The sequence below is a fragment of the Streptomyces spiramenti genome (genome assembly GCF_012034385.1).
GTDB lineage: Bacteria > Actinomycetota > Actinomycetes > Streptomycetales > Streptomycetaceae > Streptomyces > Streptomyces spiramenti.
Window position 1 is genome coordinate 1 of the sequence record NZ_JAAVJB010000014.1, and the last position, 19909, is coordinate 19909.

The 19909-nt window shown below is 74.0% G+C and carries 19 protein-coding genes and 2 pseudogenes; 15 read left to right on the forward strand and 6 right to left on the reverse strand.

Annotation, left to right across the window (positions count from 1 at the left end; all coding sequences use genetic code 11):
• From HCJ92_RS24645 to fdhD, 12 genes and pseudogenes are all read left to right on the forward strand, one after another.
• A pseudogene (locus HCJ92_RS24645) lies at positions 1-251 on the forward strand (SCO3242 family prenyltransferase); the annotation flags it as partial.
• Positions 252-433: 182 nt separating this feature from the next.
• Positions 434-1315 (forward strand): sugar phosphate isomerase/epimerase family protein, encoded by an 882-nt coding sequence (locus HCJ92_RS03470; RefSeq protein ID WP_167931894.1) that lies wholly within the window; start codon positions 434-436, stop codon positions 1313-1315.
• The gene (locus tag HCJ92_RS03475) at positions 1312-1995 is read left to right on the forward strand and encodes an EboA domain-containing protein (protein WP_167931895.1); all 684 of its coding nucleotides are present in this window, start codon (positions 1312-1314) and stop codon (positions 1993-1995) included. Before HCJ92_RS03470 ends, HCJ92_RS03475 begins: the two co-directional genes overlap by 4 nt.
• A gap of 184 nt (positions 1996-2179) precedes the next feature.
• The gene (locus HCJ92_RS03480; RefSeq protein WP_167931896.1) at positions 2180-3058 is read left to right on the forward strand and encodes a TatD family hydrolase; all 879 of its coding nucleotides are present in this window, start codon (positions 2180-2182) and stop codon (positions 3056-3058) included.
• Positions 3059-3063: 5 nt separating this feature from the next.
• Positions 3064-4233 carry a metabolite traffic protein EboE gene (eboE, locus tag HCJ92_RS03485; protein ID WP_167931897.1) on the forward strand — a complete coding sequence of 390 codons (1170 nt, stop codon included), beginning with the start codon at positions 3064-3066 and terminating at the stop codon, positions 4231-4233.
• 109 nt (positions 4234-4342) lie between these two features.
• A complete protein-coding gene (locus tag HCJ92_RS03490; protein WP_167931898.1) occupies positions 4343-5737 on the forward strand; it encodes an alkaline phosphatase family protein in 1395 nt (464 codons plus the stop codon).
• 232 nt (positions 5738-5969) lie between these two features.
• Complete coding sequence (locus HCJ92_RS03495) at positions 5970-6407, forward strand: XRE family transcriptional regulator (protein ID WP_167931899.1); 438 nt, start codon at positions 5970-5972, stop codon at positions 6405-6407.
• An 87-nt stretch (positions 6408-6494) separates the two neighbouring features.
• On the forward strand, positions 6495-7022 hold the full coding sequence (locus tag HCJ92_RS03500; protein ID WP_167931900.1) for a ParH-like protein: 528 nt from the start codon (positions 6495-6497) through the stop codon (positions 7020-7022).
• Positions 7019-8194 carry an MAB_1171c family putative transporter gene (locus tag HCJ92_RS03505; RefSeq protein ID WP_167931901.1) on the forward strand — a complete coding sequence of 392 codons (1176 nt, stop codon included), beginning with the start codon at positions 7019-7021 and terminating at the stop codon, positions 8192-8194. Before HCJ92_RS03500 ends, HCJ92_RS03505 begins: the two co-directional genes overlap by 4 nt.
• A 277-nt stretch (positions 8195-8471) precedes the next feature.
• Positions 8472-8639: pseudogene (locus tag HCJ92_RS25515) on the forward strand (alcohol dehydrogenase catalytic domain-containing protein); the annotation flags it as partial.
• A gap of 130 nt (positions 8640-8769) precedes the next feature.
• Positions 8770-9291: a zinc-binding dehydrogenase gene (locus tag HCJ92_RS24655; protein ID WP_338053997.1), complete on the forward strand. Its 522-nt coding sequence runs from the start codon at positions 8770-8772 to the stop codon at positions 9289-9291.
• A gap of 222 nt (positions 9292-9513) precedes the next feature.
• On the forward strand, positions 9514-10359 hold the full coding sequence (fdhD, locus tag HCJ92_RS03515; protein ID WP_167931902.1) for a formate dehydrogenase accessory sulfurtransferase FdhD: 846 nt from the start codon (positions 9514-9516) through the stop codon (positions 10357-10359).
• Here the strand turns inward: fdhD and HCJ92_RS03520 are convergent.
• On the reverse strand, positions 10329-11267 hold the full coding sequence (locus HCJ92_RS03520; RefSeq protein ID WP_245240549.1) for a bile acid:sodium symporter family protein: 939 nt from the start codon (positions 11265-11267) through the stop codon (positions 10329-10331). The genes fdhD and HCJ92_RS03520 overlap by 31 nt on opposite strands.
• Before the next feature lie 446 nt (positions 11268-11713).
• Between HCJ92_RS03520 and HCJ92_RS03525 the strand changes: the two genes are divergently transcribed.
• The 3 genes from HCJ92_RS03525 (at position 11714) to HCJ92_RS03535 (ending at position 14271) form a co-directional block, all read left to right on the forward strand.
• Positions 11714-12544 carry an aldo/keto reductase gene (locus HCJ92_RS03525; RefSeq protein WP_167931904.1) on the forward strand — a complete coding sequence of 277 codons (831 nt, stop codon included), beginning with the start codon at positions 11714-11716 and terminating at the stop codon, positions 12542-12544.
• 381 nt (positions 12545-12925) lie between these two features.
• Positions 12926-13510, forward strand: a complete 585-nt coding sequence (locus tag HCJ92_RS03530; RefSeq protein ID WP_167931905.1) for a sigma-70 family RNA polymerase sigma factor — start codon at positions 12926-12928, stop codon at positions 13508-13510.
• Positions 13507-14271 (forward strand): anti-sigma factor, encoded by a 765-nt coding sequence (locus HCJ92_RS03535; protein ID WP_167931906.1) that lies wholly within the window; start codon positions 13507-13509, stop codon positions 14269-14271. Before HCJ92_RS03530 ends, HCJ92_RS03535 begins: the two co-directional genes overlap by 4 nt.
• Positions 14272-14304: 33 nt before the next feature.
• Here the strand turns inward: HCJ92_RS03535 and HCJ92_RS03540 are convergent, their stop codons facing one another.
• The 5 genes from HCJ92_RS03540 to HCJ92_RS03560 form a co-directional block, all read right to left on the reverse strand.
• Positions 14305-15138: a DUF1295 domain-containing protein gene (locus tag HCJ92_RS03540; protein WP_167931907.1), complete on the reverse strand. Its 834-nt coding sequence runs from the start codon at positions 15136-15138 to the stop codon at positions 14305-14307.
• Positions 15135-16454, reverse strand: a complete 1320-nt coding sequence (locus HCJ92_RS03545; protein ID WP_338053999.1) for a class I SAM-dependent methyltransferase — start codon at positions 16452-16454, stop codon at positions 15135-15137. The genes HCJ92_RS03540 and HCJ92_RS03545 overlap by 4 nt, the downstream gene beginning before the upstream one ends.
• Positions 16451-17722 carry a class I SAM-dependent methyltransferase gene (locus HCJ92_RS03550; protein WP_167931932.1) on the reverse strand — a complete coding sequence of 424 codons (1272 nt, stop codon included), beginning with the start codon at positions 17720-17722 and terminating at the stop codon, positions 16451-16453. The genes HCJ92_RS03545 and HCJ92_RS03550 overlap by 4 nt, the downstream gene beginning before the upstream one ends.
• A 113-nt stretch (positions 17723-17835) precedes the next feature.
• Complete coding sequence (locus HCJ92_RS03555) at positions 17836-18558, reverse strand: DUF1365 domain-containing protein (RefSeq protein ID WP_338054002.1); 723 nt, start codon at positions 18556-18558, stop codon at positions 17836-17838.
• Between the two features lie 68 nt (positions 18559-18626).
• Positions 18627-19904 carry an NAD(P)/FAD-dependent oxidoreductase gene (locus HCJ92_RS03560; RefSeq protein ID WP_167931908.1) on the reverse strand — a complete coding sequence of 426 codons (1278 nt, stop codon included), beginning with the start codon at positions 19902-19904 and terminating at the stop codon, positions 18627-18629.
• Between the last annotated feature and the right edge of the window lie 5 nt (positions 19905-19909).

A 19909-nucleotide genomic window follows, 5' to 3' on the forward strand; every position in this document is an offset into this window, starting at 1 on the left:
CGCCGCGGGCTCGTGCCGCCGCTGCCGCCGGAGCCGCCGGCTACGCGGGCTGGTGTCTCCGCGCGCAGCTCCGAGCACGCCGGGACCCCCGTCCGGAACGGGTGCAGGCCGCCGTGGGAGCCGGCATCCACGGCCTGCTGCCGCTCCAGGCCGCACTCGCCGCCCGTGCGGGCGCCGTGCGCGCAGCGCTGCCGCTCGCGGCGGCGCTGCCACTCGCACGGCGTCTCTCGCGCAGGGTCTCCCCGACATGACCGTGCCCGCGTGCCGGGGCCGCGGACGGCGTCGGCACCCGCACCGTCCGGGGCCGGGCGGCGACTCCGCAGCCTTATGAGCACCGGGCCCGCCCGGCACCGACGCCGGCGCGCCAGCGGGCGACCTCTCCGGGTGGTCCCGCACATGAGCAGCACCCCGCCCCCCACCGGGAAGGTTCCTCATGCCGCTCCGTCTCGCCTACTCCACCAACGGATTCGCGGACCACCGCCTCACCGACGCGCTGCGGGTCATCTCCGGCCTCGGCTACGACGGGGTCGCGCTGACCCTCGACCACCAGCACCTCGACCCGTTCGCCCCCGGCCTGGCGCGGCGCGTGGCCGAAGTTCGGCAGGCGCTGGACCGCAACGGCCTCGACGTCGCGGTGGAGACCGGCGCCCGCTACCTGCTGGACCCCTGGCACAAGCACCGACCGACGCTGCTCTCCTCCGAGGGCCGGGAGCTCCGGCTGGACCTGATGCGCCGGGCCGTCGACGTCACCCGCGACCTCGGCGCGACCGTCACGCACCTGTGGAGCGGCACCCCGCCGCCGGAGGTCTCCCACGAGCTGGCCTGGGAGCGGCTGGTCTCCGGCGTCGCCGAACTGCTCCCGCGCGCCGAGGCGGCGGGGGTGACCCTGGCCTTCGAGCCGGAACCGGGCATGCTGGTCGCCTCACTGGCCGACTGGGCCCGGCTGCGCGACGCGCTGGGGTCCCCGGCAGCGCTGCGGCTGACGCTGGACGTGGGTCACTGCCACTGCCTGGAGGACCGCGCCCCGGAGCAGTGCGTCGCCGACGTGGTGTCGGAACTGGCCCACGTGCAGATCGAGGACATGCGGCGTGGCGTCCACGAGCACCTGCCCTTCGGCGAAGGGGAGATGGACTTCCCGCCACTGCTGGCGGCGCTCTCCGACGCACGCTACGGCGGCCTCGTCACCGTGGAGCTCCCCCGCCACAGCCACGCCGCCACGGCCACCGCACGACACTCCATCGGCTTCCTCCGCGCGGCGGAGGCCGCGGCACGCGCGGCGGGCCCCGGTCCGGGAACGGAGGCGTCCCGCCCATGACGACGACACCAGATCCGCAGAGTCACGACCCCGCCGACAGCGGACCGCCCTCGACCCCGACCGGTGACGCCGTGGCAGCGCCCGGGGAGACGACCGCACTGCGCGAGGCGCTGGACGGCGCACTCGACGCCCCCCTGGCCGAGCGGCTGTCCGTCGAACTCCGCGAGGCCGCGGACCCGTCGGCGCTGGGGCGTCGGTTCCCGGCGGCGGGACGCCGGTACGGGCGGGGGCCGCTGCCCGGCGGGCCCGCCGGCTGGCGGGTGGAGGACGCGGTCCGGACCCTGCTGCTGCTCCAGGCACCACCGGGTGAGGTCACCGCGCTGGCCGGTCTGCTCTACCGCCAGGGGGACGCGGCCGAGCGACGCGGGGTGCTCCGGGCACTGCCCCATCTACCGGTCGGCGACGGCGCGCTGGAGCTGGTGCGCGACGCCCTCCGTGCCAACGACCCGAGGCTCGTCGAGGCGGCGGTCGGTCCCTACGCCGCACGTCACCTGGACCAGCCCGCGTGGCGGCAGGCCGTCCTGAAGTGCCTCTTCGTCGAGGTGCCGCTGCGCGCGGTGGCCGGTCTCGCGGAGCGGCGGGACGCGGAGCTGGTCTCGCTCGCCGAGGGGTTGGCCGCCGAACGACTCGCCGCGGGACGCGCCGTCCCCGCGGACCTGGCCCTGATCGCCCCGGGCTGACGGACCCACCCGAGCCGCTCCTCCCTCCCCTGCCCCGTCGACCCGCTTCCCCTCGACCGGTGCCCGCGGGCGCCCGTCGCGTCACCGCGCCCGCGCCCTGCCACCGCCGTGGCACGGTGCCGGCGCCCGCGGTCGGTCCGACGCGGGCCCCACCGCAGCAGAGCAGCAGAAAGGCCAGCCTCCGATGCGTATCTTCGACCCGCACATCCACATGACCTCCCGCACCACTGCCGACTACCGCGCGATGCGCGCGGCGGGCGTGACCGCCGTCGTGGAACCCGCGTTCTGGCTCGGCCAGCCGCGCACCTCGCCGGAGAGCTTCGCCGACTACTTCGACGGCCTGCTCGGCTGGGAACCGTTCCGCGCCTCGCAGTACGGCATCAGCCACCACTGCACGATCGCCCTCAACCCGAAGGAGGCGAACGACCCGCGGTGCGTCCCGGTGCTGGAGCTGCTGCCCCGCTACCTGGTCAAGGACCGCGTGGTCGCCGTCGGGGAGATCGGCTTCGACTCGGCCACCCCCGAGGAGGAGCACGCCTTCGCGGTGCAGCTCCAGCTCGCCGTGGAGCACGAGCTGCCGGCCATGGTGCACACCCCGCACCGCGACAAGGCCGGCGGCACCGCACGGTCGATCGCGGTGATCGAGGAGTCCGGGATCGACCCGGGCATGGTGGTGCTGGACCACCTGAACGAGGTCACGGTGCGCCGTGCGGCGGACGCCGGCTGCTGGATGGGCTTCTCCATCTACCCGGACACCAAGATGGACCCCGACCGCATGGTGCGCATCCTCCGCGAGTACGGGACCGAGCGGATGCTGGTCAACTCCGCGGCCGACTGGGGCCACAGCGACCCACTGCTGACCCGCGCCACGGGCGAGGCGATGCTGGCGGCAGGGTTCGACGCGGACGACGTGGACCGGGTGCTGTGGCGCAACCCGGTGGAGTTCTACGGTCAGAGCGGCCGGTTGGAACTGGACGACGCGGCGACAGCGGAGACGACGGCCGAGCCCGGCCCCCCGCCGGGCAGCTACGCAGGCAACTCCCTGCTGCGCGGGGGCGGGTGAACGGTGTGCGCCTGACCCACCCCGACGGGTCCCCCGTCCACCTCGCCTACTGCACCAACGTCCACCCGGCGGAGACTCCCGCCGGCATCCTGGAGCAGCTCGACCGCTACGCCGGGCCCGTCCGCGACCGACTCGGCTCGGGTCCGGTCGGGCTGGGGCTGTGGCTGCCGGCGGCCACGGCCGAACTGCTCGCCGACTCCCCCGCCGATCTCGCCGAACTGCGGCAGCGGCTGGCCGACCACGGGCTGGAGACCGTCACCCTCAACGGCTTCCCCTATCGCGGATTCCACGACCCGGTCGTCAAGCAGGCCGTCTACCACCCGGACTGGACCGGCCCGCAACGTCCGGCGTACACGCTGCGGTTGGCGAGGGTGCTGGCGCATCTGCTGCCCGAGGACGTCACCCGGGGCAGCGTCTCCACGCTGCCGCTGGCGTGGCGCGAGCCGTGGGACACCGCGTCCCGCGACGCCGCGCGGCGACGGCTGGACGAGCTGGCCCAGGGGCTCGACGCCCTGGCGCGGGAGACCGGCCGGGTCATCCGCGTCGGTCTGGAGCCGGAGCCGGGCTGCGTCGCGGAGACCGTGCCGCAGGCGGTCGCGGCGCTCGCCGGCACCGACCCCCGGTACCTCGGCATCTGCCTGGACGCGTGCCATCTCGCCGTCGCCCACGAGGAACCCGAGGCGGCCGTGGCGACCGCGGTAGCGGCCGGGGTGCCGATCGTGAAGACGCAGGCGTCGGCCGCGCTGATCGCGGACGACCCGCGCGGCGCGGCGGGCCGGGCCGCCCTCGAACCGTTCGACGAGCCGCGCTTCCTCCACCAGGTCCGGGAGGCGGTGTCGGGAGAGGTGCACGGCCGGGACGATCTGGGCCCGGCGTTCGCCGACCGGGACGGCCTGCCGGGCGACTCCGCCTGGCGGGTGCACTTCCACGTACCACTGCACCGGGAGCCCGACCCGCCGCTGCGCAGCAGCCGCCCGCTGCTCTCCCGCACGCTGGGGGCGCTGTTCGGCGGTCCGCACCCGGTCACCGACCACGTCGAGGTCGAGACGTACACCTGGAGCGTGCTGCCGGAGAAGCACCGTCCCGAAGGCCCGGAGGGGCTGGTCGACGGCATCGCCGCGGAGCTCGCGTGGTGCCGGGACGAGCTCGTCTCGCTCGGCCTGCGACCGGGCTGACCCCGCGCGACGCCCCGACGGCCCGTGCGGTCCCGCACACGGCCTCACCGGCCCCCGCCCCGCGGCGGGCCCCGACAACCCGCACCGACCAGGAAGCAGGAAGGGCCCCATGTCATCGACCGCGCCGAGAGGCCGCCGCAAGCTCGCGGTGCTGTGCACCGTCGGACTGACCCCCGCTCTGCTGGAGCACATGCCCCGCCTGCGCGCCATCGGGGAGGAGGGTTTCACCGCGCCCCTCGACACCGTCTTCCCCGCCGTCACCAGCACGGTCCAGGCGACGTTCACCACCGGGCTGACCCCGGCGGGGCACGGCGCCGTGGCCAACGGCTGGTACTGGCGCGACCACGGCGAGATCCACTTCTGGCGGCAGCACAACAAGCTGGTGCACGGCGAGAAGGTGTGGCACGCCGCGCGCGAGCGTTCCCCCGGGCTGACCTCGGCGTACCTGTGCTGGTGGTGGGCGATGGGGGCGGAGGTCGACACCGTTCTCACCCCGCGGCCGGTCTACCGCTACGACGGCCGCAAACAGCCCGACTGCTACACCGCCCCGGCCGAGCTGCGGCACACCCTCACCGAACGGCTGGGCGAGTTCCCGCTGTTCCACTACTGGGGGCCCACCGCATCGATCCGCTCGACGCGCTGGGTCGCGGACGCCACACGCGTGGTGGTGGAGGAGCGCGACCCCGACCTCACGCTGGTCTACGTCCCCCATCTCGACTACGACCTCCAGCGGTTCGGGCCCGACGGCCCCGAGGCGGTACGGGCCGCCCGTGAGACGGACGCCGCGTTGGGCCCGCTGTTGGAGGAGCTGCGTTCGCGCGGCCACACGGTGCTCGCGCTGAGCGAGTACGGGATCACCTCCGTCCGGCGGCCGGTGGACCTCAACCGCGCGCTGCGGCGCGAGAAGCTGCTGAACGTGTACAACCAGCGGGGCATGGAGTACCTGGACCCCTACACCTCCCGCGCGTTCGCGGTGGCGGACCACCAGGTGGCCCACGTCTACGTCGCCGACCCCTCGGACATGGAGCGGGTGCGGTCGGTCCTCGCGGCGCTGCCCGGCGTGGACGAGGTGTGGGACCGGGAGCAGCAGCAGGCGGTGGGCGTGGCCCACGAGCGGTCGGGCGAGCTGGTGGTGGTCGCCGAGCCGGACGCGTGGTTCACCTACTACTACTGGCTGGACGACGACCGGGCGCCGGACTTCGCGCGCGGGGTGGAGATCCACCGCAAACCGGGCTACGACCCGGCGGAGCTCTTCTTCGACCCCGCCATCAGCGCCGTCAAGGCGCGGGCGGCGCTGACCGTGGCACGGAAGAAGATCGGGATGCGGGCACCGCTGACGGTGATCCCGCTGGACCCCTCGGGAGTGCGCGGCAGCCACGGGCGGCTTCCGGACTCGGACGCCGAGGGACCGATGCTGCTCTGCTCCGACCCCTCGCAGACCCGCGACCGGTACGCGGCGACCGAGGTCAAGGAGCTGATGCTGCGGCTGCTCGGCCTGGGCTGAGCGGCACCGGCCGACCGGACCGACCGGGCGGTCGGTCGGTCCGGTCGCCCGGTCGGGTCACAACTGGACTGCCCAGAGCGGATGTTGCGAGCGAGAAGCGATGTATATCCCGGATCGTGCCGCCCCGCGGGGTCGGCTAGCATGGGCGCGATCCCCCGGTTTCCGCACCTGCCCACCGGCCACGTGGGACGATGCGGGCGCGAGGTGGACGTCTGGACGGAGGACGGGCGGAATGCAGTCGGAGAAGCGCACCGCACCATCGACACTGGCGGAGAAGATCGACGCCCTCTTCCGGGTGGTCTGCCGGCCGAACCGCGAGCAGTTCAGCCACGAGGAGGTCGCACGCTCCTGCCGCGAGGCCACGGGCGAAAGTTTCTCCGCCACCTACCTCTGGCAGCTGCGGACCGGCCGCCGCAACAACCCGACCAAACGCCACCTGGAGGCGCTCGCCGGGTTCTTCCAGGTGCCCGTCGCCTACTTCTTCGACGACGAGGAGGGCCGCGAGATCGCGCAGGAGCTCGAACTCCTCGGCGCGCTGCGCGAGGCGGGGGTGCGCAGTGTCGCCCTGCGGGCGGTGAACCTCTCCCCGGAGGGCGTCGGCACCATCAGCGACATGATCGACGTCATCGCCCGCCGTGAGGCGGCCCAGAGCGGGCCGGACCCGCACTGAGCGGAGGCCGGGGGCGGCCCCGGCCCCCGGGCACAGGTGCGGGGACGGGCGGTCCGGCAGGGCCCGACACGCGAAGGAGGGGAGTCGGTGGCTGACCGCTCCGCACGGCGACTGTGGCAGCACTGCCGGCGTGTCGCCGCGGCGGTGGAGCTCCCGGACCCGTTCGACGCGGCCGTGTTCGTGACGGGCCTGGGCGCCGCGCGCGGCCGGGCGGTGGAACTCCTCCCGCTCCGCGGTCGCCACGACCTCCCCTGCGGGCTCCTCGTGACCACCGAACGCGCCGACTACATCGCCTACTCGGCGGACACCGCCCCGCTGCACCGTCAGCACATCCTGCTGCACGAGGCCGCCCACCTGCTCTGCGGGCACCGCGCCACGGGCGGGGCGGACCTGGCTGCGGCGAGTACGCTGCTGCCGCATCTGGACGGCACGCTGGTGCGGCGCGTTCTGGGGCGCACCGTGTACACCGACCCGCAGGAGCGGGAGGCCGAGCTGGTGGCCTCCCTGATCCTCACCCGCGTCACCCGGAGAAAGCGGGGCCAGACGCCCACCGGGGAGCTCCGCTCGATCTTCGAGCCCGGCTCCCCCCAGGCGCGCCCCGGGGAACAGCGGTGAGCGCCGCGGTCGCCTATCTGGCGCCCATGATCTTCCTCGGCTTCGCGGGATTCCGCCTCGCGCTGTCCAGCGGGGCACGTACCGACCCGGTGCAGCGCGCCATCTGCGGCTTCGCCGCGTGCAGCGGGCTGGCGCTGCTGGTCAACGCCCCTCCCACCCTCCGGGTACTCGAACCGGTGGTCGCCACCGAACCCGTCATCTGGGCCACCCGGGCGCTCAAGGCATACGCCCTCACGTTCCTCGCCCTGCTCGCCGTCTCGCTCGGCAGCGACGACCGGCGGGAGTCGGGCCGGCGGGCCCGCCGGCACCACGTCGGCGCGCTGCTCTTCCAGCTGGTCGCGGCGGCCCTGTTCGCCGCGTCCGGGGTCCGGGTGGTGCCCGGGGCCGTCGTCGTGGAGGGCAGCGTCGCGCTGTTCCTGGTGTACACCGCGTTGTTCGTGCTCTACGGCGTCGGCTGCCTGGCGCTGCTCTGCGTCGCGCTGCTCCGCCGTGCGGCGGCGGTCGGCCCCGGGCGGCTGCGTGCGGGGCTGCGCATCCTCACCCTCGCCGGCGCGGTCGGCGCGGTCTGGACCGGCTGGGGGCTGTCGGACATCGTCTCGACCGCAGGCACCGGCCGCCAACCGCTGGGGGAGCACCCGGTCGCGACGCTGCTGAGCGCGGTGACGGCGCTGCTGGTGCTGGCGGGCACGACCGTCACCCTGTGGGGCGGTCCGCTGGCGGCGCCCGGACGACGGCTGCGGGCGCGGCGGCGCCACCGCGCGCTGGGGCCGCTGTGGCGAGCCCTCCACGAAGCGACGCCGGAGATCGCCCTCGCCCCGGCCTCCGACCGGCTCCGCCCCGGTTGGCGCACGGCGGAGTTCGCGCTGTACCGGCGGGTCATCGAGATCCACGACGGCCTGCTCCTCCTGCGGCCCCACTTCCCGACGGACGCCGCGTATCCGCCCGAGGGCCCGACCGTGGCACCGGGCGCCGCGGCGGCCGACGCGGCGCGCATCTCACGGGCGTTGGAGAACCGCAGGCGGGGCGTCGCACCCGGCGGAGCGGCCGGGCCACCCACTCCCCCGCCGGGCGGCGACACCCTGGAGGACGAGGTGGCCCATCTGCTGCGCGTCACCCAGGAGTTCACACGGGCACGGAACACTCCCGGCCCCCGGGCCCGGGCCGGCGGATGAGAGGCGGCGGGCTCGTCGAAGCGCCGCTCGGAGAAGGCGAGAAGGGGAGACGGGGAAGCCGGGAGACGCGCGGTTCGCTCCGGGTGGTCCTGTCGTTTGACCTCAACCGCGGCTGAGGCTGCAGGATTGGCAACCCCGCTGCCGTGACCGGCAGCACCTGCGAGAGAGGTCGCCTTCCGTGCGAGCAGTTGCGTTCTCCTCCTTCGGCGGCCCCGAGGTCCTCAGAGCGGTCTCCGTCCCGGCGCCCGAGGCGGGGCCGGGGGAGGTGCGGGTCAGGGTGCGGGCCTCCGGGGTCCAGCCGATCGACTGCGCGGTCCGTTCCGGCCGCCGAGCGCCCGGCTTCGCGATCGAGATGCCGCACATCACCGGAGGTGAGTTCGCGGGGGTGGTCGACCAGGTCGGTGGCGGGGCCGAGGGCGTCGAGGTCGGCGCCGAGGTGCTGGGCTTCCGCACGCAGCACTGCTACGCGGAGCACGTCGTGGCCCCCGCCGACCAGGTGGTCTGCAAGCCGGCCTCCATGCCGTGGGAGGTCGCGGCAGGTTCTCCCCGGGGCGGGGCAGGCGGCGCACACCGCGGTGGAGGCCCTGCGGGTCGGGTACGGCGACACCTTCCTGGTGAACGGCGCCGCCGGCGGGGTGGGAACGATCGCGGTCCAGCTCGCCCGAGCGGTGGGGGCGACGGTGGTCGGCACCGCGAGCGAGGCGAACCACGCCTATCTGCGTCAGCTCGGCGCGATCCCCGTCGTGGACGGGGACGGCCTCGTCGAGCGGGTGCGGCGGCTGGCGCCGCAGGGGGTGGACGCGGCGCTCGACGCGGCGAGCGCCGACGGCCTCGGGCCGCGGGCCGCGGTCGAAGTGGTACGGGACAAGGACAGGGTGGGTACCCTCGCCGCCGTCGAGGCGTACGAACGACTCGGTGCCCGCTGGATCGCCTCCCGGCGCTCCGCGGAGCGGCTGGAGGCGCTCGTCGCCCTGTGGTCGCGGGGAGCCCTGCGCGTCCACGTGCGGGCCACCTGGTCGCTGGAGGACGCGGCAGCGGCGCATCGGGACGTCGAGTCGGGCCACGGCTGTGGCAAGGTCGTGCTGCTGGTCGACTGAGCCGACCCGGACCCCGCCGGAGGCAGCCCGCTTCGGCAGCGCGGCGGGCACGTCGCGGTGGAGTTCCGCCGCCCGCAGCGCGGTGACCGCGTCCGTGCACCCGCCGTGGCACGATGTCCCGGCGCCGGTACCGAGGTCCCGCCCGGTGACCGGCGCGGAGCGCGAAGCGGTCGGCGGTCGGCGGTCGGCGGTCGGCGGTCGGCACGGACGGGAGCGGAGAGCATGGGACGGGTCACCGAACGGCGCCGCGTGGTGCGCATCCGCGGCGGACGGGCCACGGAGCGGTCCGACACCCTGGCAGGCGAGGAACCGATGGAGATCCGCGTCGGCGGTGCCCCCTTGGCGATCACGATGCGCACCCCCGGCGACGACTTCGCACTCGCCGCCGGGTTCCTGGTCAGCGAGGGTGTGGTGCACTCCGGCGACCAGGTGGCGCGGGTGGTCTACTGCGCGGGCGCCGAGGACGGCACGGGCGGGCGCGGCGCCAACTCCTACAACGTGGTGGACGTGGTCCTGGCGGACGGAGTACCGCCTCCCGCCCCGTCTGTGGCACGCAACGTCTACGTCTCCTCGTCCTGCGGCATGTGCGGCCGGACCAGCATCGACGCCGTGCGCACCACGGTTCGCCGCCCGCTCTCGGCCGGCCCGGAGCTCACGCCGACGTTGCTCTCGGAGCTCCCGGAACGGCTGCGTGCCGGGCAGAAGGTCTTCGACCGGACCGGTGGGCTGCACGCCGCCGCGCTGTTCGCGGCGGACGGCACCCTGCTCGACCTGCGGGAGGACGTCGGGCGGCACAACGCGGTGGACAAGGTGGTGGGCCGGGCGCTGCTCGACGGGGCGCTGCCGCTGGACGGAACCGTGCTGATGGTGTCGGGCCGGGCCTCGTTCGAACTGGTCCAGAAGGCGGTGATGGCCGGTGTCCCGGTGCTCGCCGCAGTCTCGGCCCCGTCGTCGCTGGCGGTCGACCTGGCCGAGGAGGCGGGCGTGACCCTGGTCGGCTTCCTGCGCGGCGACTCGATGAACGTGTACGCCGGTGCTCAGCGGGTGGTGCTGCCGGAGGACTCCTGATCCTCCGGTGGCGCCTGCGCGGCCCAGCGCCGTGCGAGTACCGCGCACACGATGAGCTGCACCTGGTGGAAGAGCATCAGCGGCAGCACCGTGACCGCCGCGTCGGCGCCGAACAGGACGCTGGACATCGGCAACCCGACCGCCAGCGACTTCTTGGAGCCGGCGAACACCACCGCGATGCGATCCTCGCGCCCGAACCCCAGGCGCCGCGCCCCCTGCCCGGTGATCAGCAGCATCAACGCCAGCAGCACCACGACGACCCCGAGCAGCGCCAGCAGCCGCTGCCAGCTGACCTGTCCGAAGACCCCCTCCCGCACGCCCTCGCTGAAGGCGGCGTAGACGACGATCAGCACCGACCCCCGCTCGAAGTACGACAGCGCGGTCCGGTGGCGGACCACGACCGCGCCGAGCCAGCGGTGCAGCAGCTGGCCGACCACGAACGGCAGCAGGAGTTGCAGCGCGATCCTCAGCAGGGAGTCCACCGAGATCCCCGCGCCGCCCCCGATGAGGAGCCCGGCGAGCAGCGGGGTGAGCACCACGCCGATGAGGCTGGAGAACGAGCCCGCCGCGATGGCTCCCGCGACGTTGCCGCGCGCGATCGAGGTGAAGGCGATCGAGGACTGCACGGTGGACGGGACGAGGCAGAGGAAGAGCACCCCGAGCGCCAGCTGGTCGGTGAGCAGCCACGGCGCCAGTGCGCCCGCCGCGATCCCGAGCAGCGGGAACACCACGAAGGTGCAGGCCAGGATCGTCAGGTGCAGTCGCCAGTGGCGGACGCCGTCGCCGACCTCGCGGGTGGAGAGCCGCGCGCCGTAGAGGAAGAACAGCAGGCCGATCGCCACGACGGAGACGGTGTCCACGACGTCGGCAGCCGCGCCGCCCGCGGGCAGCAGCGCGGCGAGACCCATGGTCGCGACCAGCAGCAGCAGGTACGGATCGAGGAATCGGAGGGCTCGTGACACGTCCGCCAGTCTCCCCCGCCCCGCCCGCAGGCCGGTGGGCGGGGTGGTGGCGGGTACCGGGAGGTGTCCGCCCGGTCCGGGCGTGCTGCCACCGCCTGGCTGACGCCGAGGCGTCGGCGCACCGGATGGCGCCGGGGCGGGCGATGGCTGTCGTGACCTGCCCGTCGCGCGCGGACGCGGGCAGGCATCCGGTCGGCGCACCGGTGGTGGTCGGGGGCGGTGGAGCAGGCATCCGGCCCGGGTACACGCTCTGGGCGTGCCGCGAGCACCTGGAGCGGTACCGCGCCGAACGGCACCCCACCGCCGGCGGCTGGCGGGTACCGGGAATGGGCGGCCGGAAACCATCGTTGATGATGGGATACCCGTCCACCGAAAGTAAGGACCGCTTCCTCGTGAGCACAGTTCCCTTCGTGACGCTCAACAACGGCCTCCGGATGCCCCAGCTGGGCTTCGGCGTGTGGCAGGTCCCGGACGACCAGGCGACGGAGGCCGTCGGCCACGCCCTCGACGCCGGGTACCGCAGCATCGACACCGCGGCCGTGTACGGCAACGAGGAGGGCACCGGCCGTGCGCTGGCCGCGTCCGGCCTGCCGCGGGAGGAGCTGTTCGTCACCACCAAGCTGTGGAACGGCGACCAGGGTCACGACGCGACCCTCCGGGCCTTCGACGTGTCGTTGGAGAAGCTGGGTCTCGACTACGTCGACCTGTACCTCATCCACTGGCCGGTGCCCTCCAAGGACCTGTACATCGAGTCGTACAAGGCACTGGAGAAGATCCACGCCGACGGTCGCGCGAAGGCCATCGGCGTCTCCAACTTCACCACCGCGCACCTGCGCCGGCTGCTGGAGGAGACGGACGTCGTCCCCGTCCTCAACCAGATCGAGCTGCACCCCAACTTCCCCCAGGCCGAGCAGCGTGCGTTCCACTCCTCGCACGACATCCACACCGAGGCGTGGTCGCCGCTGGGCCAGGGCAAGGGGCTGCTGGACGACGAGGAGCTCGCGCGGATCGCCGCCAAGCACGGGGCGACGGCGGCGCAGGTGGTACTGCGCTGGCACCTCCAGCTCGGCAACATCGTGATCCCGAAGTCGGTGACTCCGAGCCGGATCAAGGAGAACATCGACGTCTTCGGCTTCGAGCTGGACGACGCCGATCTCGAAGCCCTGGCGGAGCTGGACACCGACACCCGGCTGGGCAGCCACCCGGACCACGTCGGCGCCTGACCTTCCCGGCACCCGCGCCCGCACCATTCGCCCCGGCGGCGAGCGGTGCGGGCGCCGCCGTGTGAGAGCGGCCCGCACCGCCCCACCCCGCCCGAGCAGCGCCGGGCCGCCGGGCCGCCGCGAACGGGTGAATGAAACGCCCGCCACGGGGCAGGGGCGGAGCGCGCCTTGGATTTCCCGCCACGGCTCGGCGCACCCATCCGCTGCGTCGCCGGCTACGAATAGTCGGCGAGCCCGCAGTTCGAGGGCGCGCCCCCTCGACGCGGCCGGCCACCCGCCGCCTGCCGCTGTTCCAAGTTCCGGAGGATGATCCATGCCGCTGCCACCGTCCGGCTTCCGACGCCGGCCCCGCCGTGCCCACCCGACGGGGGGTGCCCGGGCATGAAGGAGCCGGTGTACATCGGGGAGAACCCCTCGACCGCGCCCGACCTCTCGGAGTTGCTGGTGCGGGTCGCCCAGGGCGACCACGAGGCATTCGGCAGCGTCTACGACGCCATGTCCGGCCCGGTGTTCGGACTGGTGCGCAGCATCCTCCGCGACCCGGCGCAGTCCGAGGAGGTGGCGCAGGAGGTCATGGTCGAGGTCTGGCGGAACGCCGCGCGCTACCGCCCGGAGAAGGGCAGCGCCATGGCGTGGACGATGACGTTGGCGCACCGACGGGCGGTGGACCGGGTCCGGTCCGCGCAGGCGTCCAGCGACCGGGAGCAGCGGGCCGCGCTCCTGGAGCACACCCCCGCGTTCGACGAGGTGACCGAACAGGTCGAGACCAGGCTGGAACGCGAGCAGGTGCGGCGGTGCCTGCGCACCCTGACCGAGCTCCAGCGCCAGTCCGTGACGCTGGCCTACTACCGGGGGCTGACCTACCGCGAGGTGGCCGAGCTGCTGGCGCTGCCGCTCGGCACCGTGAAGACCCGTATGCGCGACGGTCTGATCCGGCTGCGCGACTGCCTGGGGGTGACCGCATGACCGCCGACCTGCACACGCTCGCCGGGGCCTACGTCCTGCACGCGCTGTCGCCGGAGGAGCTGGCCGAGTTCGAACGCCATCTCTCCGACTGCGACTCCTGCGCGCTGGAGGTCCGCGAGCTGGCCGCAACAACGCAGCGGCTGGGTGCCGCGGTCGCCACCGCCCCACCGCCGGAGATGCGGGTCCGGGTGCTGCGGCAGATCGCCACCGTGCGGCAGGAGCCCCCGGAGGTGCCGCCGGAGCGCGCCGGGCGGGTCCGTACCCGCCGGATCGGCGGGGTGATCCCCCGGCTGGTGCTGGCAGCGTGCGTCGCCGGGGCGCTCCTCGGGGGCGGCGTGGCGGCTTGGCAGTACCAGGAGGCGCGGGACGCCCGTGACCAGGCGCAGCTCGCGGAGCGCTCCAACGACGAGCTCATGGGCGTGCTGACCTCGCCGGACGTCGTGGTGGAGAGCACCGGCCTCGACGACGGCGCCACCGGCACGGTGCTGGTCTCCGCCGAGCGGGACCGCGCGGTGTTCGTGGCCTCAGGGATGGCGGAACCGCCCGCGGGCATGGTCTACCAGCTCTGGTTCGACGACGACGGCACGATGCGACCCGGCGGTCTGATGGACCCCGCGGACGGTCCGACCGGCAGCGCGGTGCTGATGGACGGCCCGGTCAACGGCGCGGGCGGCATGGGCATCACCCTGGAGCCGGCGGGGGGCTCGCCGCAGCCCACCTCCGACCCGCTGCTGGTGATGGCGTTCCCCGAAGCCGGCTGACCGAGAGGCGCACATGAGCGGGCGCGTACGTCGTCAGGGCCGGGGGCCGTCCTCGGGACCGGCGTTGCGACGGGGTGGCAGCGGGAAGAAGCCGCTGGTCCGGGCGGCGTACCGATCGAACCCGTCGCGCTGCGCCATGGTCTTCTCGGTGAGCCGCTTACCGCTCCCGAAGATCAGAAGGAAGCTCATCACCAGCGGTGAGACGACGGTCATGGCGGCGACCTGCCAACTGCCGGCCGCCACGAGGAACAGTCCCCACCACACCATGAAGTCCCCGAAGTAGTTCGGGTGGCGTGTCAGCGACCACAGACCGCGATCCATGATCTTCCCCCGGTTGGCGGGGTCGGACTTGAAGCGGTGCATCTGCCAGTCGCCGACGGCCTCGAAGAAGAGCCCGACCGCCCAGCAGGCGATGCCCACCACCACGACCCACCCGAGCGGGCCCGGCAGGTAGGCACCGAACTGGAGCGGCAGCGAGATCAGCCAGACCAGAGCCGCCTGGAGCAGGTAGACCATGCGCAGGGCGTACAGCTGCGGATGGCCCGGAGCCTTGGCGAGCATCCGCTCGTAGCGCGGGTCCTCGCCCTTGCCCCAGCTGCGCCACGTCACGTGGCCTGCCAGCCGCACGCCCCACACCGCGGTGAGGATCGCGATGAGCGTGCGGCGCGCGGTGTCGCCCTCCCCCGCCGAGGCGGCGAAGGTGGTGAGGGCGACCGCGGCGAAGCCCAGCCCCCACGCGATGTCCACCGTGCGGTGGCGTCCGCCCCGTACGACGGCGACCGCGAAGGTCACCAGCAGCACGAGCAGCGCCGCGCCGGCGCTCAGCGCGAGGTTGAGCCCGAGGGATCCCCAGGGGTAGTCGGTCACGAGGCAGCACACTCCGGGTACCAGTCGCGCAGCGTCCCGGTCAGGCCGCTGCCTCCGTCACCGTCGGGGCGGACCGCGAGGATCTGGTCCACGCCCATGCGGCGTTCCTGGAAGGCGAGACCGGACCCCGCGAGGTAGAGGCGCCAGACGCGCGCGGTCTCCGTCCCGGTGAGCGAGACGATCTCGTCCCAGTTGGCCTCCAGCGCCTCCGCCCACGCCGCGATGGTGTGGACGTAGTGCTCGCGCATGGAGTCCACCGAGCGGACCTCCAGTCCGGCGCCCTCCAGGAGTCCGACGGTCTCACCGACGGGCCGCATGTGCATGTCGGCGGCGATGTACGCCTCGATGAACGCGCCGCCGCCGGGGGCGATGGCCCCGCGGGACATCTGCTGGATCAGCAGCCGGCCGCGGGGGCGGAGCATGCGGTGCATCATGGCGGCGAAGCCCGGGTACTCGGCGTCCCCGACGTGCTCGCCCATCTCCAAGGAGACGGCGGCCTCGTACCAGCCGCCGGGGATGTCGCGGTAGTCGCAGAGCTGGACCTCGACGAGGTCCTCCAGCTTCCGCTCGCGGACCTGTTCGCGCACGTACTCGGCCTGTTCACGGGCGAGGGTCACCGAGGTGACCTTGGCGCCGTGCCGCTCGGCGGCGTACAGCGAGAGCGAGCCCCAGCCGCAGCCCACGTCCAGCAGCCGGGTGCCCGGCCGCAGGCCGAGCTTGCGGCAGACCAGCTCCAGCTTGTCGCGCTGGGCCTCCGGCAGCCCGTAGCCGCGCTCGCCCGGCGGGCGGGTCCAGTAACCGCAGGAGTACGCCATCGCGGGATCGAGCAGCAGCGCGTAGAACTCCGGGGGGAGGTCGTAGTGGTGGCTGATCGCCTTGCGGTCCCGGCCGCGGCTGTGCAGGGCGCCGTTGAGGCGGACCTCGCCGGCGGGCGCCTGCGGTTTGGGGCCGACCGCCCCGAGCCGGGCGAGGACACGGAGTGCCGCCGCCTTGTCGGCGAGGGTGGGCGCGGGGGCGGAGCCGGACTCGCGGACGGTGCGCAGCGCCGCGGAGAGCCCCTCGCGCAGGTCGCCGTGGACGTCGAGCTCCCCGGTGACGTAGGCGCGGGCCAGGCCGAGCTCACCCGGCTGCCACAGCAGATGGCGCAGCGCCCGGCGGGAACGCAGGACCACCAGCGGTGCGTCCGCGGGTCCGGCCTCGCTGCCGTCCCAGGTCCGTACCCGGACCGGCGACGGCCCCTGCAGGTACTGCTGGAGGAGCTGGATCAGCTGGGAGGCCGCACCTCGTGCGGTTGTCGTCGGCAGGGCTGGTGTCACTGGGGAACGTCCTTCGGGCGGGTGTCGGCCGGGGTGGCGGTGTCGGGGCGGGGAGCGAGCAGGAACTGCTGGACGTCGAGGTAGCCGGAGCGGAACCCGGCCTCGGAGTAGGCGAGGTAGAGGACCCACATGCGGCGGAAGGTCTCGTCGAAGCCGAGGGCGTCGACGTCCGCGGCGCGCTCGGTGAAGCGCTCCCGCCACAGGCGGAGTGTCTCGGCGTAGTGCGGCCCGTAGCGGTCGGCGCGGGCGACGTCGAGCCGGGTGTTCTCGGCGGTGAGGCGGCGCACCACCTCGGTGGAGGGCAGCAGGCCGCCGGGGAAGATGTACTTCTGGATCCAGGTGTAGGTGCGGCGGCTGGCGACGAGCCGGTCGTGCGGCATGGTGATGGCCTGGAGCGCGACCCGCCCGCCGGGGGCGGTGAGCCGGTCGAGGGTCGCGAAGTAGGTTCCCCAGAACTCGGCGCCGACCGCCTCGATCATCTCGACGCTCACGACGGCGTCGTAGGTTCCCTCGACGGAGCGGTAGTCCTCGACACGGATCTCGACGCGGTCCGACAGGTCGGCCTCACGCACGCGCTCGCGCGCCAGTTGCGCCTGCTCGACGGAGAGCGTGACGCTGACGACCTCCGCCCCGCGTCGCGCCGCGCGCAGCGACAGCTCGCCCCAGCCGGTGCCGATCTCCAGCACCCGGGTGCCCTCGGTGACGCCCGCCAGGTCCAGTACGCGGTCGATCTTGCGGTGCTGGGCGGCGGTCAGCAGCGACCACTCGGCGGGGAAGCCGCGGAAGACGGCGGACGAGTAGCTGAGGGTCTCGTCGAGGAAGAGGCCGAACAGGTCGTTGGAGAGGTCGTAGTGGCGGCCGATGTTCTCGCGGGAGGCGGCGGGGGTGTTCCGGCCGGCGGCCGGCTGGCCGGGCGCCCAGAGTCGGCGCAGTCGCTGGAGCGGCCCCGGCACCAGGGTGGCCGCGTGGTCGGCGATGACGGTGAGCACGCCGACGAGGTCGGGGGCGTCCCACTCACCTGCCATGTAGGACTCGCCGAAGCCGATCGTGCCGGAGGTGCCGACCCGGCGGAGGAAGGCGTCGGGGTCGCGGATCTCCAGCACCGGCCCGCCCGTTCCCAGTCTTCGACCGTCGGGGAAGCGGGTGTGCAGCGGCAGGCGTCGCAGCGCCGCCTCCAGGATCCGCCGGGCGACGGCGCGGTGGGCGCGCGAGCAGGTGGGCACGTGGGCCACGCCGGGCCACCGGCCGGGGTCGACAGCCGCCCGGATCTGAGCAGGCGTGCGGGAGTCGCCCGCCGCGGCGGCCGACCGGGCGGGGTGCGGCTGGGCGGCGAGGGGCGTCCGCTCGGGCTGCGCGGGCGCTGCGGGGGTTCGGGGCGTGGTCACTGCATACCTTCCTGCTGGTGGTTCCGGGGCCGGCGCTGTACCGGCAGGCCCTTGAGATAGAGGCGGATGCCGTGGAGACGGATGGCGGCCGACGCGGCCAGCGGGGCCCACGGGTGCCGCGCCGCTGCGCGCAGCAGGCCGACGGGGCCGCCGGGTCCGGGGCTGCCGCGCAGGGTGGCGACGAACGGCTTGCCGTCGGGCCGGTCCAACCGGACGGTGACGTCGAGTCGTTCCCCCGGTTCGGGGAGTCTCATCCGGTAGTCGCCGTCCACGGGGTTGAAGGGGGAGACGTAGAACTTCTTGGGGGTGGTGGCGCGGTGGTGTGCGTCGGGGTGCAGCAGGTAGGCGTGGCGCTCGCCGTAGGTGTTGTGCACCTCGGCCACGACGCAGGCGGTCGTGCCGTCCGCCCGGTGGCACCAGTAGAGGGTCAACGGGTTGAAGACATGGCCGAGGACGCGGGCGTGGGTGAGCATCAGCACCGGGCCGCCGGGGGCATCCTCGCCGTGGGCGACGAGGAACCGCTCCAGCCCCGCGCGGAGAGTGGGGGCGGTGCCGCCGAAGTGGTCACGGGGGTCGAAGCGGGCGAGGGGCCGCAGGGCGAGCGGCAGCCGCGGCAGGTGGTCGAGGTCGACGAGCCACATGTAGGTGCGGTGCCGAAGCCGGTACCGGACGGGGCCGGTGCGGGCGTGGCGGACCTCGCAGCGGTAGAGCCGGGGGATGGTGCCGGCGTCCGCTGACCGTGCGGCGGCGTCGGGCGCGGGTCCGGGGGCGGGCCCGGGCACGGGGTTCACCAGGTCACCCCCAGGGCCTCTGCCGCCGCGACGCCGGAGGCGCAGCCGTCCTCGTGGAACCCCCAACCGTGGTGCGCACCGGCGAAGGAGGTGACCCGGCCGCTCAGCGAGGGCAGCTCGCGCTGGGCCGCCACGGACTCGGGCGTGTAGACGGGGTGGTGGTAGACCATGCGGGCCAGCACACGGTCGGAGTCGACCCGCTCCTCGCCGTTGAGGGTGACCACATGGGTGCCGGGCCCGGGGAGCCGCTGCAGCCGCGTCATGTCGTAGCTGATGCGGACCTCGCCGGCGGGGCTGTCGCAGGAGGGCAGTTGGTAGTTCCAGGAAGCCCGGGCACCGCTGTGGCGGGGCAGCAGCGAGGTGTCGGTGTGCAGCAGGGTGGGGTTGCGGGAGTAGCGGAAGGCTCCGAGGACGCGGCGTTCGTCGTCGGTCGGGTCGCTGAGCAGCTCCAGTGCCTGGTCCGCGTGGCAGGCGACGACGACGGAGTCGTAGTGCTCGGTCACCCCTGCCGCGTCGGTGATCTCGACGCCGGCGCCACCGCCGAGCCGGCGGATGCCGCGCACCGGTGTCCCGGTGCGGATCTCCGGGATGTACTTCGCGACGCGCTCCACGTAGGAGCGGGAGCCGCCGGTGACGGTGCGCCAGGTCGGCGAACCCGACACGGCGAGCATCCCGTGGTGGTCGAGGAAGCGGAACAGGTAGCGGGCGGGGTAGCGCAGCGCGGTGACGGGGTCGCACGACCAGACCGCGGAGACGACGGGCGCCATGAAGTGGCTGGTGAAGTACGACGAGTACCGGCCGGCGGCCAGGAACTCGCCGAGCGTGGTGTCCTGGGACCGGGAGTCGTCGGCGGCGAGCAGCCGGCGGGCCTGGCGGTGGAAGCGCGGCACCTGCGCCAGCATCCGCAGGTAGCGGGGGTCGGCGACGGAGGCGGGGCGGGCGAGGAGCCCGCGCGCGCCGCGGGCCCCCGCGTACTCCAGGCCGCACCCCTCGCACCGGACGGACATGCTCATCTCGGACTCCTGCGTCTCGACGCCGAGTTCGTCGAAGAGCCGCAGCAGCCGCGGATAGGTGCGCTCGTTGTGGACGATGAACCCGGAGTCGATCCGCTCGAACCCCGCGCCGGTGTCGACGTCGTGGGTGTGGGCGTGGCCGCCGAGCCTGTCGTCGGCCTCGTACAGGGTCACCCGATGGTCCTGGCGCAGCACGTAGGCGGCGGTCAACCCCGACACACCACTGCCCACCACTGCTGACCTGGGCTTTTCCCGTGTCATTCGAC